The organism is Pseudoglutamicibacter albus (assembly GCF_031458175.1).
Taxonomy (GTDB): domain Bacteria; phylum Actinomycetota; class Actinomycetes; order Actinomycetales; family Micrococcaceae; genus Pseudoglutamicibacter; species Pseudoglutamicibacter albus.
On record NZ_JAVDXX010000001.1, the window covers coordinates 1,022,623 to 1,041,972 of the forward strand.

Annotated in this window: 19 protein-coding genes; 7 read left to right on the forward strand and 12 right to left on the reverse strand. The window is 59.1% G+C overall.

Features of this window, described 5'->3' with window-relative positions; translation table 11 throughout:
• Nucleotides 1-388: 388 nt before the first annotated feature.
• Together J2S67_RS04495 and J2S67_RS04500 are read left to right on the forward strand one after the other, a co-directional pair.
• Complete coding sequence (locus J2S67_RS04495) at nucleotides 389-1,096, forward strand: DUF6318 family protein (protein WP_070490770.1); 708 nt, start codon at nucleotides 389-391, stop codon at nucleotides 1,094-1,096.
• Between the two features lie 205 nt (nucleotides 1,097-1,301).
• The gene (locus J2S67_RS04500) at nucleotides 1,302-2,171 is read left to right on the forward strand and encodes a PKD domain-containing protein (protein WP_310246686.1); all 870 of its coding nucleotides are present in this window, start codon (nucleotides 1,302-1,304) and stop codon (nucleotides 2,169-2,171) included.
• 113 nt (nucleotides 2,172-2,284) lie between these two features.
• On the opposite strand, the gene J2S67_RS04505 is transcribed toward J2S67_RS04500, so the two are convergent.
• Nucleotides 2,285-2,767, reverse strand: coding sequence for a redoxin domain-containing protein (locus J2S67_RS04505; protein ID WP_070490344.1), 483 nt, complete (start codon nucleotides 2,765-2,767; stop codon nucleotides 2,285-2,287).
• The gene (locus J2S67_RS04510) at nucleotides 2,768-3,142 is read right to left on the reverse strand and encodes a DUF3052 domain-containing protein (protein ID WP_070490564.1); all 375 of its coding nucleotides are present in this window, start codon (nucleotides 3,140-3,142) and stop codon (nucleotides 2,768-2,770) included.
• A gap of 249 nt (nucleotides 3,143-3,391) precedes the next feature.
• Here J2S67_RS04510 and aceE point away from each other — a divergent pair, with 249 nt between their 5' ends.
• From aceE to fabF, 5 genes are all read left to right on the forward strand, one after another.
• Nucleotides 3,392-6,136, forward strand: coding sequence for a pyruvate dehydrogenase (acetyl-transferring), homodimeric type (gene aceE, locus J2S67_RS04515; protein ID WP_310246691.1), 2,745 nt, complete (start codon nucleotides 3,392-3,394; stop codon nucleotides 6,134-6,136).
• Nucleotides 6,137-6,254: 118 nt separating this feature from the next.
• Entirely contained in the window at nucleotides 6,255-7,592 is a 1,338-nt protein-coding gene (locus tag J2S67_RS04520) for a PucR family transcriptional regulator (protein WP_310246693.1), read from the forward strand.
• 192 nt (nucleotides 7,593-7,784) lie between these two features.
• Nucleotides 7,785-8,711 (forward strand): ACP S-malonyltransferase, encoded by a 927-nt coding sequence (locus J2S67_RS04525; protein ID WP_035754288.1) that lies wholly within the window; start codon nucleotides 7,785-7,787, stop codon nucleotides 8,709-8,711.
• 180 nt (nucleotides 8,712-8,891) lie between these two features.
• Nucleotides 8,892-9,140, forward strand: a complete 249-nt coding sequence (locus J2S67_RS04530; protein ID WP_035754216.1) for an acyl carrier protein — start codon at nucleotides 8,892-8,894, stop codon at nucleotides 9,138-9,140.
• Between the two features lie 167 nt (nucleotides 9,141-9,307).
• Nucleotides 9,308-10,546, forward strand: a complete 1,239-nt coding sequence (gene fabF, locus J2S67_RS04535) for a beta-ketoacyl-ACP synthase II (protein ID WP_070490346.1) — start codon at nucleotides 9,308-9,310, stop codon at nucleotides 10,544-10,546.
• A 103-nt stretch (nucleotides 10,547-10,649) separates the two neighbouring features.
• Here the strand turns inward: fabF and J2S67_RS04540 are convergent, their stop codons facing one another.
• The 10 genes from J2S67_RS04540 to trmD form a co-directional block, all read right to left on the reverse strand.
• Entirely contained in the window at nucleotides 10,650-11,153 is a 504-nt protein-coding gene (locus tag J2S67_RS04540; RefSeq protein WP_035754213.1) for a DUF3145 domain-containing protein, read from the reverse strand.
• Between the two features lie 172 nt (nucleotides 11,154-11,325).
• Complete coding sequence (locus J2S67_RS04545; protein ID WP_310246709.1) at nucleotides 11,326-12,315, reverse strand: tyrosine recombinase XerC; 990 nt, start codon at nucleotides 12,313-12,315, stop codon at nucleotides 11,326-11,328.
• A gap of 93 nt (nucleotides 12,316-12,408) precedes the next feature.
• Nucleotides 12,409-13,683, reverse strand: a complete 1,275-nt coding sequence (dprA, locus tag J2S67_RS04550) for a DNA-processing protein DprA (protein ID WP_310246711.1) — start codon at nucleotides 13,681-13,683, stop codon at nucleotides 12,409-12,411.
• The gene (locus tag J2S67_RS04555; protein WP_310246713.1) at nucleotides 13,683-15,401 is read right to left on the reverse strand and encodes a YifB family Mg chelatase-like AAA ATPase; all 1,719 of its coding nucleotides are present in this window, start codon (nucleotides 15,399-15,401) and stop codon (nucleotides 13,683-13,685) included. Before J2S67_RS04555 ends, dprA begins: the two co-directional genes overlap by 1 nt.
• Nucleotides 15,398-15,832, reverse strand: a complete 435-nt coding sequence (locus J2S67_RS04560) for a YraN family protein (RefSeq protein WP_052048179.1) — start codon at nucleotides 15,830-15,832, stop codon at nucleotides 15,398-15,400. Before J2S67_RS04560 ends, J2S67_RS04555 begins: the two co-directional genes overlap by 4 nt.
• 126 nt (nucleotides 15,833-15,958) lie before the next feature.
• The gene (locus J2S67_RS04565) at nucleotides 15,959-16,279 is read right to left on the reverse strand and encodes a DUF2469 domain-containing protein (RefSeq protein ID WP_035754210.1); all 321 of its coding nucleotides are present in this window, start codon (nucleotides 16,277-16,279) and stop codon (nucleotides 15,959-15,961) included.
• A gap of 21 nt (nucleotides 16,280-16,300) precedes the next feature.
• A complete protein-coding gene (locus J2S67_RS04570) occupies nucleotides 16,301-17,056 on the reverse strand; it encodes a ribonuclease HII (RefSeq protein ID WP_035754278.1) in 756 nt (251 codons plus the stop codon).
• Nucleotides 17,057-17,069: 13 nt separating this feature from the next.
• A complete protein-coding gene (gene lepB / locus J2S67_RS04575; RefSeq protein ID WP_256173843.1) occupies nucleotides 17,070-17,819 on the reverse strand; it encodes a signal peptidase I in 750 nt (249 codons plus the stop codon).
• Nucleotides 17,820-17,936: 117 nt separating this feature from the next.
• Nucleotides 17,937-18,290 (reverse strand): 50S ribosomal protein L19, encoded by a 354-nt coding sequence (gene rplS / locus J2S67_RS04580; protein WP_035754209.1) that lies wholly within the window; start codon nucleotides 18,288-18,290, stop codon nucleotides 17,937-17,939.
• 204 nt (nucleotides 18,291-18,494) lie between these two features.
• Nucleotides 18,495-19,340 (reverse strand): tRNA (guanosine(37)-N1)-methyltransferase TrmD, encoded by an 846-nt coding sequence (gene trmD, locus J2S67_RS04585; protein ID WP_070490349.1) that lies wholly within the window; start codon nucleotides 19,338-19,340, stop codon nucleotides 18,495-18,497.
• Nucleotides 19,341-19,350: the final 10 nt, after the last annotated feature.

Consider the following 19,350-nt stretch of genomic DNA (forward strand, 5'->3'; position numbering starts at 1 on the left):
AGACTTTTTTATTTCCTCTCGCGTTGGAATGGCTACGCTGTTGTCGCTGCGCGAGTGGCGTTGCGGGACGGCTTAATCCTCGTAGCGTGAAACGCTGAAATCAATCGCTCCTTCACCGTGCTGTGAACCGAATTACACTCTCGGTTTTGTGTGTGTTTTACGCTCCTAGCTAGCTTCAGGTCTAACGCTTTCCGGGGTACCGGACAGAGAAACCTGTACACAAACGGTTCATCAGCATTCAGCTTCCGCGTATTTATAAGGAAGTTTGACCTTTCGGGCTGTAATCGGGTTATGAAAGATAAATTTTCTTTCGCCCTTCTATGGTGCTTTTGGATGCGCTTGGCTATTTTAGGTTCTAAACAGAAACACATGCCTAAGGGGCGCCATCATGACAAATCTAAAACGAAGCGCTATCGCCACAGCCCTGACGCTCGCGCTTGTTTCCGGGTTAGCCGCCTGCGGATCCAGCGACGATGCGAAGCCAGCCGAAGCGGCACCGTCCGCCTCGCCGCCTGCAAGCCAGAGCGACAAGGAAGCGAAAGGCAAGGCCGCTTCCGGTAGCGGCAAAGAACCTGCGAAACCCAAGCCTTCGGCCAGCCCGTCACCGAAGGGCCCGTATAAACCGGCCACCCCGAAACGCCCGGCCCAGAATGTCCCCGTCCCCGGACCCTTGCCCGAGGTAGCGAAAGAAGAAAGCAAAGCAGGGCAGGTCGCGTTCATCGAGCACTGGGCTAAGGAGTTCAACTACGCAGTGGAAACAGGGAAACTTCGCCCGGAATTCTGGGAAATGACGAGTAGGTCCTGCAATTACTGCAAGGAAGTCGAAAGAGCTCTCAAAAACATGGAGGAACAAAAAACCTGGAACGTCGGCGGCGACATAACCGTGGACAACATACGGCCCGACATTGAGCCTCTCGAAGACGGTATTTACGAGGTGCGCTTCTCAGTTAGCGAGACCGCACGTAAGCGTTATGCGTCGGGGAAAACCAAACCTGTTGAAGAGTATCCCGCCGGCGCGGTAGACCAGGCCTTCGTAGAGCTACGCAGGGTTAAGGGGCAATGGCGATTAGAAGGGTTCTATCAAATTGCGGACTAAACAGAGTGTAGGTTTGTGCACTGTAATTACGCTCGGACTCTTAGGAGTGACTCCGGTATCGGCTTCACCCAGTGCCGATCACGACCAAAAAACAAGTAGTACCACGATCACTGTCACGAAATCTGAAAAATCAGTCATAAGAAAGACGCTTCCGGGCGAGAATGGTCATGCGCCGGCGGCTGCTCCTAAGGTTTTTGCGAAACGCTTGGTCTGGAGCCAGGCCTGTACCGCCTCTGCGTTGGACCGTTCCGGCGCGGTAACCGCTTCCACCAAGGTTGCTGGTAGTGACCTGCACGTAGCCGAGATGGTGGACCCGAAAGCTCGTAACGCGGCTAAAACCCAAGCCTGCACCCGACGAGCAGTGGACGAATGCGGTCAACGTGACGACCTGCTCTACACCACCAACACCGCCACCACCCAACTCGCCTGCCGTGCTAAAAGCAAACCGTCTAAGAACGATGCTCCGGCTCAGCAGGCTCCGCTGACCATCACTGAAATCCGAACCCTGATCGCGACCGAAACCAAACGCATCCGCATCCACCCCGGAGCAGTCACCACCGATGCGATCAAACCCAACACCCTCACCACCGCCTGGACCAACTTCTACCTCACCAAAAACAACAAGAACAACAGCGACACTTCCAGCGCTGATGGTGTGGTGCGGGAAACCATCGACGTCCTCGATGAAAACGTCACAGTGGAACTCACACCTGTGAAGTATCGGTGGAACTACGGCGACGGTGAAGCCCGCACTTCCAGAACCGCAGGGAAAATGCTGCCCACTAAAGCGGATGTGTGGGAGAAAGAAACCCCGACCTCCCACATGTACCAGAAACGAGGAACCTACCGGGTGGAAGCCACCGTGACCTACACCGGGAAGTACTCCCTGGATAACGGTGAAACCTGGGACACCATCCCCGGCACCTTAGAAACCCAAGCCACACCCCTAGACATACGAGTCTGGAGCATGCGATCAGTCAACGTCTCCGGCCCCTGCCAACCAGGCAACCCCAACAACGATCCGACCTGCAAAATACAAGACTTCACCATCTTCAAACCCCGCCAAACACGCTAACCCCACATAACGGCACACACCCACCAAAGCGCGAGCCCCACCAGCCACAGTAGTGGGGCTCGCGCGTTGTCTCTGAGCCCTATGTCCGGCTGAACCGAAGAGCCTGCGCTGGACTACACGAATGCACCCGCTTTGCGCAGCGCATCGACATACGCATCAAGAGGCCTGCTGGCTGTGCGGTCAGCTTCAATTCGGGCGGTCATCCGGCCGGCAGCATCCCACACGAACGCGGTGCGTGTAGCGTGGCCGCGGTCAGCATCGAACGCATCCAAAGACTGAGCGAGCGCGCCGTGCGGCCAAAAATCGCTCAACGCATCAAAGCCCAAACCCAGCTGATCTGACACGGTTCGTAACGTATAGCGTGAATCCACCGAACACGCCGCCACATACACTCCAGCGGCAGTCCATTCAGGCGAGACCTGCGCGAGCATACTCAGCTCCGAATGGCACACCGGGGTGAAACTCAACGGGAAAAAACTCAAAACCGTGATCTGCCCAACACGCTCAGAAAGCACAACCTCCTCGCCGTGTTGGTTCACCACGGGAACCGAGACAGCTGCCAACCCTGGCGCCGCCCCGGTAGGATTCACAGGCATTCAGTTGCGCTTCCGCTGCTGCAAACACACAGCAGACCACAACTCAGACACATCAACGGCACTCGTCCTATGAAGCCCTGCCGTCGGGGCTGCCTCCTGAATCTCAACAGCGGAAACATGGCCCTCCTCCCCCAGCTTCGGGGTCAAAAGCCACACAACACCGCCGTCATCAAGGTCCGTGAGGGCATCAACCATCGCATCGACAAGGTCACCGTCGCCGTCGCGCCACCACAACAACACGGCGTCGACAACCTCATGCTCGTCCTCGTCCAGAATCGGCTCGCCAGTGACCTCCTCGATCACCTCACGCAGCTCAAAATCGACATCCTCGTCATAACCGAGCTCTTGAACAAGGTGATCCCCAGAGATCCCCATCCGCTGAGCAGCACCCTCATACGGCGCCGTCCGAACGCTCACGTTTCAAATCCTTTTCAATAGAACAACGAAAACACTCCCCCGTTCGGGGTACACGTCCTAGAAAACACGTTTTCAGCGCGCAAAACAACTGAACGCGCCAAAACGGCTTGCCCACCGGACTACGATGGGAAGAAGAGAGTTCACTCAACCGTTGAAAACGGTGAAGGAACAAGAACCAGAACTGTCAGCACTAGAAAGGGAACGGCCTTGGCTCAACAGGACCATCACATCACCGACATCCGTAGCGGATTGGTGAAACATCTGTCTGACACCGACCCAGAAGAAACTAAAGAATGGCTCGAGTCATTCGACGGGCTCGTTGAAGCCCACGGGACCGAACGCGCCGAATACATTGTGCGTTCCCTCCTGCAGCGCGCCGGCGCCAAGTCTGTTGCCGTGCCGATGGTCACCACCACCGACTACGTCAACACGATCCCGGTGGACCAAGAACCAGAATTCCCGGGTACTGAAGAACTTGAGCGTGCCTACCGCCGTTGGATCCGCTGGAACGCAGCAGTCATGGTCCACCGTGCACAAGCGCCAGGCTTGTCCGTAGGTGGCCACATCTCCACCTATGCAGGTGCCGCGACCCTCTATGAGGTCGGCTTCAACCACTTCTTCCGCGGCCCGGGCCACGATGGTGGCGGCGACCAGATCTTTTTCCAAGGCCACGCCTCCCCCGGTATGTATGCGCGCGCCTTCCTTGAAGGACGCCTCACCGACGAGCAGCTGGATTCCTTCCGTCAGGAGAAGTCGAAGGCACCAAACGGTTTGCCGTCCTACCCGCACCCGCGCATGATGCCTGACTTCTGGCAGTTCCCGACCGTTTCGATGGGTCTTGGACCAGCGAACGCTATCTACCAGGCACAGTTCAACCGCTACCTGCACAACCGCGGCATCAAGGACACCTCCCAGCAACACGTTTGGGCATTCCTTGGCGATGGCGAAATGGACGAGCCAGAATCGCGCGGATTCCTGCAGCACGCCGCCAACGAAGGCCTCGACAACCTGACCTTCGTCATTAACTGCAACCTGCAGCGCCTCGACGGCCCGGTTCGCGGTAACGGCAAGATCATGCAGGAACTTGAAGCCTACTTCCGTGGCGCAGGCTGGAACGTCATCAAGGTTGTGTGGGGCCGTGAATGGGATGCCCTGCTGGAGAAGGACCACGATGGTTCGCTCGTGAACATCATGAACGAAACACCAGACGGCGACTACCAGACCTACAAGGCTGAGTCCGGTGCTTTCGTGCGCGAGCACTTCTTCGGTAAGTCCCCACAGACCAAGGCAATGGTCGAAGACATGAGCGACCAGGAAATCTGGCAGCTCAAGCGCGGCGGCCACGACTACAACAAGGTCTATGCGGCTTATAAGGCCGCTACTGAGCATAAGGGCCAGCCAACCGTGATCCTCGCCCAGACAGTCAAGGGTTACGGTCTCGGAACCCACTTCGAGGGCCGCAACGCGACCCACCAGATGAAGAAGCTCACCCTGCAAGACCTCAAGGATTTCCGCGATCACCTGCGTATCCCGATCTCGGATGAAGAACTTGAGAAGGATCCGGCGCGCCCGCCGTACTACCACCCGGGCATGGACGATGAAGCGATCCGGTACATGATCACCCGCCGCCAGGCACTCGGCGGTTTCGTGCCGGAACGCCGCGAACGCACTTCCGCGATCGCTCTACCGGATAAGACCGCATACCGCGGCGCAAAGCGTGGTTCTGGCCGTCAGGAAGCCGCAACCACGATGGCGTTCGTGCGTCTGTTGCGCGATCTGATGCGTGACAAGGAATTCGGCCACCGCATCGTGCCGATCATTCCGGACGAGGCACGCACCTTCGGTATGGACTCCTTTTTCCCTACCGCGAAGATCTACAACCCGCAGGGTCAGAACTACGTCTCGGTGGACCGCGATCTGATGCTCGCGTATAAGGAATCCCCGCAGGGTGTCATTCTGCACACCGGCATCAACGAAGCCGGTTCCGTTGCGGCACTAACTGCGGCAGGTTCGTCGTATTCGACGCATCAAGAACCGATGATCCCGGTCTACATTTTCTACTCGATGTTCGGTTTCCAGCGCACTGGTGACAGCATTTGGGCTGCCGCTGACCAGCTGGCACGTGGCTTCATGATCGGGGCGACCGCTGGTCTGACGACCCTCACCGGTGAGGGCACCCAGCACATGGATGGCCATTCGCTCATCTTGGCTGCAACCAACCCGGGTGTTGTCTCTTACGACCCTGCCTATGGCTACGAGATCGGTCACATCGTCCGTGACGGGCTTGAACGCATGTACGGCGGCGAGCACCCAGATCCGAACGTGATCTACTACCTCACGGTCTACAACGAGCCGATCAAGCAGCCGGCAGAACCTGATGACGTCGATGTTGAAGGCATCTTGAAGGGTATCCACCAGGTGTCTAAGGGTGAGGCTGAGGGCCCAACGGTTCAGCTGCTCGCTTCCGGTGTTGCTGTTCCATGGATCTTCAAGGCACAAGAGTTGCTCGCTGAGGACTGGGGTGTCAACGCTGATCTGTGGTCAGTGACCTCGTGGTCGGAGTTGCGTCGCGACGGCCTGCGTGCTGAGAAGCAACGCTTCCTGCACCCTGAGTCCGATGCTCCGGTTCCTTACGTGACCGAGAAGCTCCAGGGCGCGGACGGTCCGTTCCTCGCGGTCAGCGACTATCAGCACCATGTGCCGGATATGATCCGCCGTTTTGTGCCAGGCGACTACACAACGTTGGGTGGCGACGACTTCGGTTTCGCCGATACTCGTCCTGCGGCTCGCCGCTACTTCCACATCGATGCCGAGTCGATTGTTGTCCGTGCGCTCCAGGAGTTGGCGGACCGCGGCGAGATCGATAAGGATGTTCCAGCTCAGGCGATCAAGAAGTACGATCTGCTCGATGTCAACGCTGGTTCGACCGGCGGTGGCGGCGGCGACGCCTAAGCCACATCAGCTGACCTAGCTCTAGGGTGAGGCGGCTTGCGCACCACGTGCGTAAGCCGCCTCACATCGTTAGCATTAGCAACACCAAGGAATCTAAAAGCCGTCAGGAGGGACAAGCATGCTTAACATGCCCGGTGAAGACGGCGCTACCAACAGCGGTATTCCTGATGGCAATGGCGCTTTGCAAGAGACCGGGCTACATGCGTCCGAGCTGGTCACCGAATCCGGTGGGAGGGAAACGTACCCGGCTGGCACATCGATCCCTTCGCAACGTTCCTTACGTCTTGCCGCAACAGTGTCTCAGGCACCGGTTGCGGTGGAGCGGCTCAAAGCACAGGTTGGCCAGCTCTCAACCCTTGCGTTGAACGCATTGGATCAGCAGTTGCCGTGGTATCGCTCGCTTCTACCTGATCAGCGTTCCGCCTTGGGGCTGGTTGCTCAGCGCGGTATCACGCATTTTGTGGGGTGGTGTCAAGACCCTGACACCCCGGCGTGGGTTCTGGCGGACGTGTTCGGTTCCGCTCCGAGTGAGCTCTCCCGCGCTATCTCACTGCAGCGTGCGCTGCAGCTGATCCGTACCGTGGTTGGAGTTGTCGAGGACGAGGTTCCCGAACTGGCTGAGGCTTCCGAACAGCCTGCCCTGCGGGAAGCTGTGCTGTTGTATTCGCGTGAGATCGCCTTCGCTGCAGCCGATGTGTATGCACGCGCCGCTGAACGTCGCGGCGCATGGGACTCCCGGTTAGAAGCGCTTGTTGTTGATGCTGTGTTGCGTGGTGAGGGCGCCGACGCGTTGCGTTCCCGATTATCTGCGGTGGGTTGGCGTTCCGTGGATTCGTTTTGCGTTGTTGTGGGCCGCACTGCTGGGGAATCAACCGCGAATAATGTGGCTGACATCCGGCGGGCGGCGATGCGCGCCGGCAAGGACGCGGTCATCGGGATTCAGGGCGAGCGTTTGCTGGTCTTGCTGGGTGGGGTCAACGAAACTGATGGCGCGTTCGAGCCGTTGGCGGATCAGTTCGGTGGCGAGTATGTGGTGATCGGCCCGGTGGTGGATACAGTTGAGGATTTCCATAATTCTGCGCGCCAAGCCTTGGCTGGTTTGGCGGCCGCGCCGGCGTGGCCAGATGCTCCGCGGGTGATTCGTGCTGAGGATTTATGTCCGGAACGGGCTTTGGCCGGTGACCAGCTCGCGATCGCTGAGCTCATCGAACGGGTGTATGAGCCGATCGCTGAGTCTGATGCGGTGCTGGCGCAAACATTGTCGACCTACGTTGCAGGTGGCCGTTCACTCGAAGGCACGGCTCGGGAGCTCTACGTTCACGCCAACACTGTCAGGTATCGCTTACGCCGGGTCACGGAGCTGACTGGGTGGGATCCTCTGTTGCCTCGCGACGCATTGGTTTTGCATGTCGCGTTAATCGTGGGGCGCATCCACGATTCCGAGGCTACTCCTTAGGGGTTATCGGCCGCTGTTATTGCCGCTATTCGTGTAGCTCATTGTGTTATCTGGCCAATAGATGCCGCCCCTTGGAGCCGGAATCTCGCCTCAGCGCACGCACAGCTTTGTAGAATGTCTACAAAAGTCGTTAGCGACCTTGGTCTCCCGTATGCCAGCCAGAGTTTAGAAAATTTTGGAAGAGTGGAACACGTGTTAGCAATTGTTTGCCCTGGACAGGGTTCACAGACCCCCGGTTTCTTGAACAGCTGGCTTGAAGAGCCTGCTCTTGCCTCCCGTTTGGCTGAACTCTCCGATGCTGCCGGTAAGGACCTCGCGTGGCTCGGAACTGAAGCCGACGAGGAAACGATCAAGGACACCGCTCATGCTCAGCGGCTCATCGTCGCTGCCGGCCTTCTAGCCGCCGATGCGCTGTTCGGGGAAGATGGCGCGCCGGCTGAGGCCGTGTATGCAGGGCACTCGGTTGGCGAGATCACTGCGTCTGCCATGACCGGCATCATGAGCTACGAGGATGCTTTGCGTTTCGTTGCTTTGCGAGCAGATGAGATGGCTAAGGCTTCCAACGCGCAACCGACCGGTATGGCGGCAGTTCTCGGTGGCGAGCACACCGAGGTTATCGCGGCTATCGAAGCCGCGGGTGCCGCACCAGCCAACATGAACGGCGGCGGCCAGATCGTTGCCGCAGGTAGCCTCGAAAGCCTAGAGAAACTCAATGAGAACCCTCCCGCTAAAGCGCGCGTTATCCCATTGAAGGTTGCTGGCGCTTTCCACACGGACTACATGGCATCAGCGGTAGACCCGTTGCGTGAACTCGCCGAGACCATCACCGCTAAGGATCCGCGCGGAACGTTGCTCACCAACGCTGGGGGCTCCCAGGTGGATACGGGCACGCATATGCTGCGGTTACTGGTGGACCAAGTAACGCGGCCTGTGGATTGGGAGTCCTGCCAGGAAACCATGAAGGACCTCGGCGTCACTGGGCTCATCGAACTGACCCCCGCAGGAACACTGACTGGTCTTGCACGCCGAGGGCTCAAGGGTGTGAAGACTTTCGCGCTCAAAACCCCGGACCAGCTGGATGACGCGCGAGCGTTCATCAGCGAACATTCCGGCAACTAAATATTTGCTTTCGCGGGTACCGCTGATCTTGATCCGTTGATCTTTAGCTCGGCGGCCCCGTAATGATGAACTCTGCCCCGCAACCACATAGGCTTAGTTCAGGCCGTCGACGCAGTGTTGGCGGAGAACACCACAGCCTGCCCAACGATGGACAGGTGCTAAACGATAAAGGAGCCGCTCATGGCAGCAAGCAAGGAAGAGATTCTCGCCGGTCTGGCTGAGATCGTCAACGAAGAAACCGATATCGACGTTGAAGAGATCCAGCTTGAGAAGTCCTTCACCGAGGACCTCGACATCGACTCGATCTCGATGATGACCATCGTTGTTGAAGCTGAGTCCAAGTTCGACGTCAAGATCCCAGACGAGGAAGTTAAGAACCTCAAGACTGTTGGCGACGCCGTCGACTACATCGAGAAGGCCCAGGCCTAGTCAGATGTTGTATCGATGTGCGGCTGGCTCCCCTATAGGCCCTCGAGCTTGAGAGCCCGCCGCACATCGCCCCTAGGCCCGACCCAACTGTCCGGGCTACTGGGCACACTTATTAGATCTTGACCGCGCGGAAGCCGGTTCAGCGGCACGTAAACAAAGGATGTTCTATGGCACAGAAAGTTGTCGTGACTGGCCTTGGCGCCACGACTCCGATCGGTGGTGACGTCCCCACGACGTGGGAGGCGGCTCTCTCTGGCACCTCGGGTGTCGACAACCTGAACGAGGGCTGGGTCGAGCAGTACAGCCTGCCAGTGAACATCGCCGCACGTGCCGCCGTCCCCGCCTCCGATGTGCTCTCCCGCGCCGAAATCAAACGCAACGACCCTTCGACCCAGTTCGCACTCGTCTCGGCTCGCGAGGCCTGGGCTGATGCTCAGCTTGAAGATGCCGAGATCGATCACGAACGTCTAGGTGTCTGCTACGCGACCGGTATCGGCGGAGTCAATACCTTGCTTGATGCGTGGGACACCCTACGTGAGAAGGGCCCGCGCCGCGTGCTACCGATGACGGTACCGATGCTGATGCCGAACGCCCCTTCGGGTGCGTTGTCGCTGGCTTTCGGCGCTAAGGCTGCGGCACGCACGCCAGTGTCTGCTTGTGCATCCGGTACTGAAGCGTTCGCTCTTGCTGTGCAGATGCTTCGTGACGGTCAGGCTGACATCGTGATCACCGGAGGCTGCGAGGCAGCTATTCACCCGATCACGATTGCAGCGTTCTCGTCGATGCAGGCTCTATCGCGCCGCAACGATGACCCGCAGGCCGCATCCCGCCCGTATGACGTTGATCGTGACGGTTTCGTCATGGGTGAGGGCGCTGGAACCTTGATCCTTGAAACCGAGGAGCACGCCAAGGCGCGCGGGGCGAAGATCTACGCGGAGGTGGCGGGCACAGGTATCACCGCTGACGCGTTCCACATCACCGCGCCGGATGAGTCTGGCAACGGTGCGATGCGTGCGCTTCAGGCAGCTATGGTTGACGGCGATTTCAGTCCTTCCGATGTTGTTCACGTCAATGCGCATGCCACCTCCACCCCGGTGGGTGACATCCCTGAATACACCGCGATGCGTGCTGCCTTCGGCGATGCACTCGATAACGTCGCGGTATCTGCAACCAAGTCGATGACTGGCCACTTGTTGGGTGGTGCCGGCGCGGTTGAAGCTGTATTGGCTGTCCTGGCTCTTCATCACGCTAAGGCGCCGGTGACGATCAACCTCGAGAAGCAGGATCCGCAGATCCCTCTCGATGTCGTCACTGGAACTGCGCGCGAGCTGAAGCCAGGTGTAGCGGTATCCAACTCTTTCGGTTTCGGTGGACACAACGCAGTGGCTGCGTTCCGTAGCTACTAACCTCACCTGAACGAGCAAATGGTCTGGCCCCACACATCGTGTGGGGCCAGACCATTTAAAGCAGTGAATTGGGAGCGGCGGCTAGGAAGCGTTTCGGCTCGCCTTAGCCTACGTGGTGAAGCCAGCGGATCGGCGCGCCGTCAGAGGCAGCACGGAAAGGTTCGAGCTCTTCGTCCCAGGCTTCCCCGAGCGCGATAGAAAGCTCGTGATAGACAGCCGCAGGGTTGCCTTGTCCTTGTTCGTAGGCGTAGCGGATACGGTCCTCGGAGATCAGGATGTTCCCGGCAACGTCTGTTGTGGCGTGGAAGATACCAAGTTCCGGGGTATGCGACCAGCGACCAGCATCCACCCCACGAGAGGCTTCTTCTGTAATTTCGTAGCGCAAGTGCGCCCACCCGCGCAAGGTGGACGTCAAGACAGCGCCTGTGCCCTGTGGGCCAGCCCAAGCCATCTCGGCTCTGAGCATCCCGGGTGCCGCAGGTTGCGCGACCCATTCGAGGGTCGTGTGGCGTTCCACTACGGACCCGATAGCCCACTCAATATGAGGGCACAGCGCTGCAGGGGCCGAGTGTATATACAAGGCGCCCCTCGTCATTGGTTGTGACATGCCGCTCCTTCTTCACTGCTTCGGTACGTCTTCCCCTACGACCGATGCGAAGATAACAGAACGGTGCGTCCATTGTGCCAATTACTCAGCTGGTTCACAAGCGCACTATCACTTGAGTCACATTGTTCACTACAGCTTCACGGGTTGCTCAACATCCTTGATTCGCTGCGCCTCACGCTCGCGGGTGTCCTTGCTGATACGCCTTCCTCAGTCTTTCTACTGAAACGTGGGTGTATAGCTGGGTTGTGGCCAAGGATGTGTGCCCCAAGAGCTCTTGCACGCTGCGCAGATCAGCTCCTCCGTCGAGTAAGTGTGTTGCAGCAGTGTGACGCAAGGCGTGTGGGCCCCGTGCTGAGGTATCCCCTAGTTTTTCAAGCTCGGCGTTGACGGCTTCACGGATTTGCCTACTACCCCATCGGCCTCCCCTGACGCCGAGAAACAAGGGTTCGCTACTGCCTCGGTGAGCCGAGGCCGCGGTGGTTAGCGCCTTGTCTGCTTCGGACTCGGTTTTCACTATATGCGGCCGCCCGGTACGTAACCACTCTCGGATGGCTTCTTCTGCTGGAACCCCGAACGGGACTACGCGTTCTTTGTTGCCTTTACCCAGGACTTTCGCGGTTCGCTTCTCCAGATCGACGTCTGAGACGTCGAGCCCTTCGAGTTCTGAGACACGGATGCCGCTGGCGTAGAGGAGTTCGAGTGCGGCCTGATTGCGTAGGCGGACGGCGCGCTGCTGTTGGGTTTCGGGCGGGTCATCCGTTGGCTGGGCCGAATGGGTCAAAAGCCGTTCAGCCTGCTGGTTTTTGAGAACCTGAGGAAGATGCTGGCTACGTTTAGGCGCTTTAAGGCGGTTCGAGGGATCGCTCTCGATATAACCTTCACGCAGAGCCCATGCAAGGAACGTGCGAGCCGATGCGGCTTGCCGCGCCAACGTCGCCGATGCCCTACCTTCATGTGCCGCATGGGCGAGCCATGACCTCAGCTGCGCAATGGTGATGCCGCGCAGAGCTGTCGCCTCGTCAGTTTCGAGGTCTAGTCCCGCGTGCTTGCACAGGGCAGTGATGTCTGTGGTGTAGGCGCGGATCGTGTGTTCTGATCTGCCGCGTTCGTAGCGTAAGTGTCGCGCGAACGCATCGAGGGCATCGTTCAGCGAGTTCTCCACGGCCCTTCCTGCCTTACATACGTGTACCTACCTACCAGGAGTCACCTGCTGGGACTCATACACCACCTTACACACGCAGCATTCTGGGCACTCCTAGGGGCCGATCTTCCCGCGTTTCCACATGTGGCCACGCTGGACAGCAAGCCCTCGCCTGTGCAGCTGGCTCAGTATGGGCATCGCTTCTGGCACGGATAGCCCAGCGATCGCGAAGACCTCATCCAAGTTGCGGTAAGTACGTGGCGACAATGCTTCAACGATGCGTTGTTCGAGGGCAGTCAATCCATCGGTTAGCCGTGCCGCTGCAGGGGCCGGGTCACTACCGAAAAGGGCTGGAGTTTGCCCGGCTTGCGCATGCGTCGCCTGGGTGTTCGTGCTGAAGCCGAGGGTTTCACAAAGTTGTGTTGCCGATGCGACTAGCTCCACCGGATAGTCCCTGATGAGTCGATGGGGCCCGGCTGAAGCCGCCGATGTTACCGGTCCCGGGATCGCACCGACCCATCGGCCGATCTCGAGCCCGTGCACCGCGGTTGAGATCGCACCTGATCGGTGCCGGCCTTCGGTCACAAGGATTCCGCGGCTGAGTGCCGCGATGATCCGGTTGCGGGCTAGGAAGCGCCACCGCATCGGTGAAGCCCCTGGTGCGGCTTCAGAAACGATGACATGCTCGGTGCCGATGCGTTCCAACAGTGCCCTGTTTGCCGCCGGATAGAGCCGGTCCACTCCCCCGGCTAAGACAACCGCTGTAGCTAACGGAGCGAGGGAATGCTCAAGCGCTGTGCGATGAGCCAACGCATCGACCCCCAGGGCCCCGCCAGAGATGATGGTTGCCCCGCGTTCGGCCAGTTCTGCCGTGTATTCACGGGTTACGTGCTCTCCGTACGGTGTGGGATCTCGTGTACCCACCACCGCAACGCAGCTCTTTGTGTTGGTTGGAACGGGTTGAGAACCCCGCCACCATAAACCGTAGGGTGTTGACTCCCCCAGATCGTTGAGCGCTTCCGGCCATCCTGGATCCCCCGGAATCAGGAACCCGCCGCCCTGGGACGTGATGAATGCAAGGTCACGTTCGGGGCTGCTCTGATCGCGTCTGCTCGCCCATCGCTGCAAGGCGTGTTCAAGTTTGCTGTGGCGGTGTGCCCGGGCGTTGCTCCCATAGGCCTGCTCAACCGCTTCGCGGTAGCTTGTGTGTTCTTCGGGCAAAGGAGTAGAGCCCATGATGAGTTCCCATAGCCGTACCGCTCCGAACGTCTCCAACCCCAGCCGGGCCGGATAGTCATCTGCCTCGGTCACTCGTGAAAGGCCAGCTCGTGCAAGCCGTTCGGCGGCTAAACCCTCATCGTTCATCGATGCCGTGTTGTGTGAGTTCATTAGTTGAATGCCTCCGGTGTTCCTCTCAGGTGTACGGCTGCTGCTACGTCTTCGGGGCTCGGGGCTTGCCGTTCGGCGAGATCAGCGAGGGTCCAGGAGATCCTCAGAACCCGGTCGAGCCCACGTCCGGTGAGTCCGCTGTGAGCGCTGATATTCATCAGTTCTTGCGCGGCGGCACCGGTCAGTCGGAAGCGTTGCGACCTCAAAACTGAGGCAGGAACGGACGCGTTGGTTGCACTTGCGCCGCTGTACACCTCTTTCTGCGCCGAAACGACGCTGGTTCCTCCACTTCTCACGCCGTCAGCCTTGTTGCCATCGGGTGCCGCACTCAACCAGCGTTCGCGTGCGGCGGCACGCGCGCGTTCAACTCGTTGCCTGATGCTTGATGAGCTCTCTTCCGCTTCATGAGCTAGTAGCGCTGAAAGACGTGCGGCTGGCACGTTCACGCGAATATCGACGCGGTCAAGCAGTGGCCCCGACATGCGCGCCCAATACCGTCGCTTCGTGAGTGCTGCGCATTCGCATGCAGGGCCTTCTTTACCGCACGGGCAGGGGTTCGCGGCCATGATCAGTTGAAAACGCGCCGGATAGGACGCGATTCCCGCTGAGCGGTGCAGCGTGATGATCCCGGATTCGAGTGGTTCACGTAACGCATCGAGTGTGCGTGCCTGAAATTCTGGTGCTTCGTCTAGAAACAGCACGCCACCGTGCGCACGGGATGCTGAGCCCGGCCGTGGGATACCGGAGCCACCGCCCACCAATGCGGCAGCACTCGATGTGTGGTGTGGGGCTTGGAACGGTGGGACCTTGATCAAACCGGAGACGTGTTCTCCTGATAACGAGTGCACGCTCGTGGTGAGCATCGCTTCTTCGTCTGTCAATGGAGGAAGGATCCCCGGCAGTCTTTCGGCGAGCATGGTTTTGCCTGCCCCGGGTGGGCCTGTCAGCAAGAGATGGTGCCCACCGGCCGCCGCGACTTCCAACGCCCACCGCCCAGTCGCCTGTCCTCGGACGTCGGCCATATCTGGAACCGCGAGTGAGCTCGCACTGCTCAGAGCCTCAAGCCGCACACGCTCGCTGTTATGGTCCGCTCGCTTATCCGCCTGGCCCGCTTGTTGCCCGGGGTTGACGATGTTGCGTGCATCCGCGCCCAGGTCGATCAAAAGGTCGCTGACGTGGTTGTAGCTGCGAACCTCTATACCCGGAACGAGCCGGGCTTCTTCATCATTGGCGGCAGGAACCACAATGTGTTCGATTCCCAGTTCGCGCGCTTGAAGCACCGCCGGCAACGTCCCGGTGAATGGCCTCAACGAACCATCCAGCCCGAGCTCCCCTATATAGGCGGTGCTAGCAGGGGACGTTATGTGCCCATCTGCTGCCATGGCGGCGATCAGGATCGAAACGTCGAAGCCGGGGCCTTTCTTGGGTAGCCCCGCTGGAATCAGGTTGATCACCGTACGGCGGGCGCTCAAGGGTATTCCAACGTTGCGGGCCGCAGAACGTACCCTATCGCGGGCTTCGTTGAGACTTGCATCCGGTAAACCTAACAGAGTCATGCCAGGCAGCCCGTTGCCTATATCGGCCTGAACCTCGACCTTGTGTCCTTTCAGGCCAACCAGCGCGATGCTCAGTGAAGACCCCAGGCCGCGCTGATGGGTCGGTGTTGTTGCGACTCGGGGCGGGCGAGTTGCAATCTGGCTGTTCGCAGGGTTGCTCATGCCCCTGCCACCTCACGGTAGTGCTCAACCGTTGTTGGCTCAGTAGCGTCCGGTGGCCACACGATCCCCAGAACATCAACCCGGGTATCGACACCGCGTAGAGCGAGGCCGGCTGTATTCTCTCCGGTCCGGGCATACTCCCAGATGAGTCTTTGCAACCGCTCAAACTTAGGTCCGGTAATAGCTTCTGCCGGTAGACCGTAGCCGGTACCGGAACGCGTCTTGACCTCGAGCGCCACGAGCTCGTGTGTGTTGAGGTCTAGCCCGACGATGTCCAGCTCACCGCGGGTCCCGCGCCAGTTCCGTTCAAGAACGAAGATCCCGTTGTTCTGACACCACCCCGCCGCGAATTCTTCGCCGCGTTGCCCCAGCTCTATTCGCCGCCGCACCTTCTCGGCTACGCGGTCTGTCCCGCTGTTCGTCGATGCCATGTTTCCTCCACTGGATGAGCTTGTGTACTCATCTCAGCGTGGAAAGCACTCCCGGTAGCCTCTGCGTAGAAAAATGTGGATAGAACCCGAGAATCAGAAGCTTGTGGAAAGGCGTTAAGGGCTCAGTTATGGACCCGGGACGTCATCGCCTTTGAAGAGGTCAGGCTTGGAAAGTTCTTCAATGTTGACGTCTTTGAACGTGATGACCTTCACGGATTTCACGAATCGTTGCGGCCTGTACACGTCCCACACCCACGCGTCACTCAGCGTGAGCGAGAAATAGATTTCCCCGTTGGACGTCAGGGTTTCCAATTCGACGTGGTTCGCTAGATAGAACCTACGTTCCGTCTCTACTACGTAGGAGAACAGCCCTACAACGTCACGGTATTCACGGTAGAGGTTCAGCTCCGCTTGGGTCTCGAAGCGTTCGATGTCCTCATCACTCATGGGCTTGGTCCCCCTTCCTTGTCACAGTAGCTTCCATGTGCGCCGGTGGGCCTCAGTTGCTCCGTGTTCGCGGATTGCGGCCCTGTGCTGTGCCGAGCCGTATCCTTTATTCGATTCCCACCCGTAGGCGGGGTGAGTTTGCGATAGTTCTACCATGACACTATCGCGGTGCGTCTTCGCCATGATGCTCGCGGCCGCGACGGATGCGCAGTCACGGTCGGCCTTGGGACGGGTTATCACACGCGGTAAGTCCACACTTGCTTCTGCTGGCGCGGCATCCGCTGCTTCCGCATCAAGCCCGAGGTCTGATCCGTCAGAATCTAATGCCCTGGACGCTAGAGCGCTGAACAGGTCTGGCTCCGGGGTGCTCAGCCAGTCATGCACCCCATCCAATAAGACCACGACGGGCGCCTTAGCCTCCGATGCTCGTTCGCTGAGTCTTTCGCTGGCTTCCCTATAGGCTCGCTGGCCGGCAAGCCTGAGTGCTGCCACGATCCCGAGCCGGTCGATCTCGCTAGGGCTTGCGCTGCCCACACCCCAGGATACGACCCAGTCCTGAATCAACGGCACAAGCGCTTGACGCAACGCGGGCGAGACGTCTTTGGAATCTCCGAGCCCTACCGGCTGGTCGCTACATTCGTGCGGGGCAACGAAACTCACCCCAACGGTAACGGGACCTGCAAGTGCCCCGCGGCCCACCTCGTCGACGGCTGCGATGATCTGGCCGGCACCCACCAAACCTTGTTCAACGGTGAGGTCCGGGACGTGTCCGCTCATTCGACCAGTCCTATCACTCGCCTTGAGGTTCGCGGTCCGGGACCGCATCGAACGCGCCTTCAGGGTTCGCTACACCACTCCAACGGTCTAGGGGCCACGCGATGAAGTCAGCGCGCCCCACCACGGACTCCATTGACACCATCCCGTTGTCCTTGTCCTGGTGGTAGCGGGAGTCCCCCGAATCGGAGCGGTGGTCCCCCATAACCCAGAGTTTGTCTTTCGGAACAGTGACTTTGAATTCCGTTGCCGAGGGGGCGTCACCCGGATACAGGTACGGCTCGCTGATCTCAACCCCGTTGACTGAGATCTTCCCGTTCGCTGTGCAGCATTCGACCGTGTCACCCGGGAGGCCGATGATGCGTTTAATCAGGTGCTGGGTGCTGTCATCTGGACGCAAACCCAAAAACGTCAGGGTTTTCTCGAAGCCGTTGGGCTGTGCGCTGTGGTCCAGTGGCGGCAACCAGTGCTCGTCATCCTTGAACACGATGACGTTGCCTCGTTCGAGTGTGAACAGCTTTGGGAACAGTTGATTCACGAACACACGGTCGTTGACCATCAGCGTGTTCTGCATCGAGGTTGAGGGGATGACGAACGCTCTGAACAGGAAGGTTTTGACCACAACAGAGACCGCTAGCGCGATCACAACGGTCAACAGGATCTCCTTGATGGAAGCCCAGGCGCCACGTTTCTTATGCTCAGCATGCTCGGACTTCTCGGTCTTCGCGTGGCTGTGCCCGTGGGCGTCGTCATTGTGTTTCTGCACAGGAATTTTCCTCAATACTGATGCGTATGACATGAAGCAGGCGCCACCCCCACAAAGCGTGCGGGGATAGCGCCTGCCGGGTGCTCCGAGAGGAGCACAGAAGTCAGTAAGCCGCGCTTACTTCGCGCCCTCGCGCTTCTCGCGGATGCGAGCAGCCTTACCGTGGCGGTCGCGCATGTAGTACAGCTTGGCGCGGCGGACGTCACCACGGGACACGACCTCGATCTTGTCGATGACCGGGGAGTGCACAGGGAAGGTACGCTCGACACCTACGCCGAAGGAAACCTTACGAACCTTGAAGGTTTCGCGAACGCCGCCACCCTGGCGTGCCAAGACGTAGCCCTGGAACACCTGAATACGGGAGTTCTTACCTTCAATAATGTTCACGTGAACCTTGACGGTGTCGCCCGGAGCGAAATCCGGGATGTCATCGCGAAGGCTCTTGGCGTCGACAGAATCAAGAAGATTCATTGTTTTCTCCACATGGAACCGGCCGCAGGTCCGTGAGCCATGATGCATATGGGCGTTACTCTCTGGTGGAGTTCGCCGATATTCCCGGTTCGCTCAACCGAACCGGACCCGACCGTGTTCACACATGACCCCTGCGGCAGTCATGCATGCGGTGGGTGACAACTTCCTTATTCTAACGTAGTTGCTACTCGATGTCAGGTTTCCTCAGCGTGAAGGATGCTCACCTTGGAGGTTCCACCCTAACGACGTGAGTGTCGCTACGTCATGCTTGCTGAGCCGTGCTGTGCGTAAGTTCTCGATGAGATCTGGCCGGCGTTGACTGGTGCGTTCCAGTTGCCAGTCGCGGCGGGCGCGAGCCACTTTGCCGTGGTCTCCCGAAAGCAGAACCGCAGGAGCTTCGCGGCCTTCCCATACGGCCGGTTTGGTGTAGACGGGATATTCAAGTAACGCATCGCCAGCGACTGAATGGCTTTCTTCCACGAGCGATTCCGGATTCCCCACCATGCCTGGGACCAAACGGACCACGGCTTCGATCACGGCCATCGTCGCCACTTCCCCGCCGTTGAGGACATAATCGCCGAGCGAGAACGGAACCACACGGAAACGCTCACGGGCCCATTCGATGACGCGCTCATCGATACCTTCGTAACGTCCGCACGCAAACACAATATGCTTCTCTTCGGCCCACTCATGAGCAACCGGCTGCCTGAATACAGTGCCCGCGGGCGAAGGCACCAACAGCAACGGCGCGCAGGTAGCGTCGGGTTCAGCGCCTGCTTCAACCTGGCTGAGGGCCGTGTCCTGTTCATGCACCGCATCGCTGTCTCTTAGTACTTCGCTGAGCGCTTCACCCCACGGCTCAGGTTTCATGACCATGCCCGCGCCCCCACCGTAGGGAGTATCGTCAACTGTCCTGTGGCGATCGTAAGTGTAGGTCCGCAAATCGTGGACGTGAACGTCGATCAGGCCGCGTTGTTTGGCTTTACCGATCAGGGAGATGTCAAGGGCATCAAAGAACTCGGGGAAAATCGTGATGATGTCGATGCGCATGAAAGCCTAC

What these genes read in the sequence shown, in the direction of transcription:
- J2S67_RS04520 (WP_310246693.1), top strand. Translation starts at nt 6,255, where the DNA reads ATGCTTAACATGCCCGGTGAAGACGGCGCTACCAACAGCGGTATTCCT.
- J2S67_RS04560 (WP_052048179.1), bottom strand. Translation starts at nt 15,832, where the DNA reads ATGGCATCGACGAACAGCGGGACAGACCGCGTAGCCGAGAAGGTGCGG.
- rplS (WP_035754209.1), bottom strand. Translation starts at nt 18,290, where the DNA reads ATGAATCTTCTTGATTCTGTCGACGCCAAGAGCCTTCGCGATGACATC.
- J2S67_RS04510 (WP_070490564.1), bottom strand. Translation starts at nt 3,142, where the DNA reads ATGGGGATCTCTGGGGATCACCTTGTTCAAGAGCTCGGTTATGACGAG.
- J2S67_RS04530 (WP_035754216.1), top strand. Translation starts at nt 8,892, where the DNA reads ATGGCAGCAAGCAAGGAAGAGATTCTCGCCGGTCTGGCTGAGATCGTC.
- trmD (WP_070490349.1), bottom strand. Translation starts at nt 19,340, where the DNA reads ATGCGCATCGACATCATCACGATTTTCCCCGAGTTCTTTGATGCCCTT.
- J2S67_RS04540 (WP_035754213.1), bottom strand. Translation starts at nt 11,153, where the DNA reads ATGTCACAACCAATGACGAGGGGCGCCTTGTATATACACTCGGCCCCT.
- J2S67_RS04555 (WP_310246713.1), bottom strand. Translation starts at nt 15,401, where the DNA reads ATGAGCAACCCTGCGAACAGCCAGATTGCAACTCGCCCGCCCCGAGTC.
- fabF (WP_070490346.1), top strand. Translation starts at nt 9,308, where the DNA reads ATGGCACAGAAAGTTGTCGTGACTGGCCTTGGCGCCACGACTCCGATC.
- dprA (WP_310246711.1), bottom strand. Translation starts at nt 13,683, where the DNA reads ATGAACTCACACAACACGGCATCGATGAACGATGAGGGTTTAGCCGCC.
- J2S67_RS04570 (WP_035754278.1), bottom strand. Translation starts at nt 17,056, where the DNA reads ATGAGCGGACACGTCCCGGACCTCACCGTTGAACAAGGTTTGGTGGGT.
- J2S67_RS04565 (WP_035754210.1), bottom strand. Translation starts at nt 16,279, where the DNA reads ATGAGTGATGAGGACATCGAACGCTTCGAGACCCAAGCGGAGCTGAAC.
- J2S67_RS04505 (WP_070490344.1), bottom strand. Translation starts at nt 2,767, where the DNA reads ATGCCTGTGAATCCTACCGGGGCGGCGCCAGGGTTGGCAGCTGTCTCG.
- J2S67_RS04495 (WP_070490770.1), top strand. Translation starts at nt 389, where the DNA reads ATGACAAATCTAAAACGAAGCGCTATCGCCACAGCCCTGACGCTCGCG.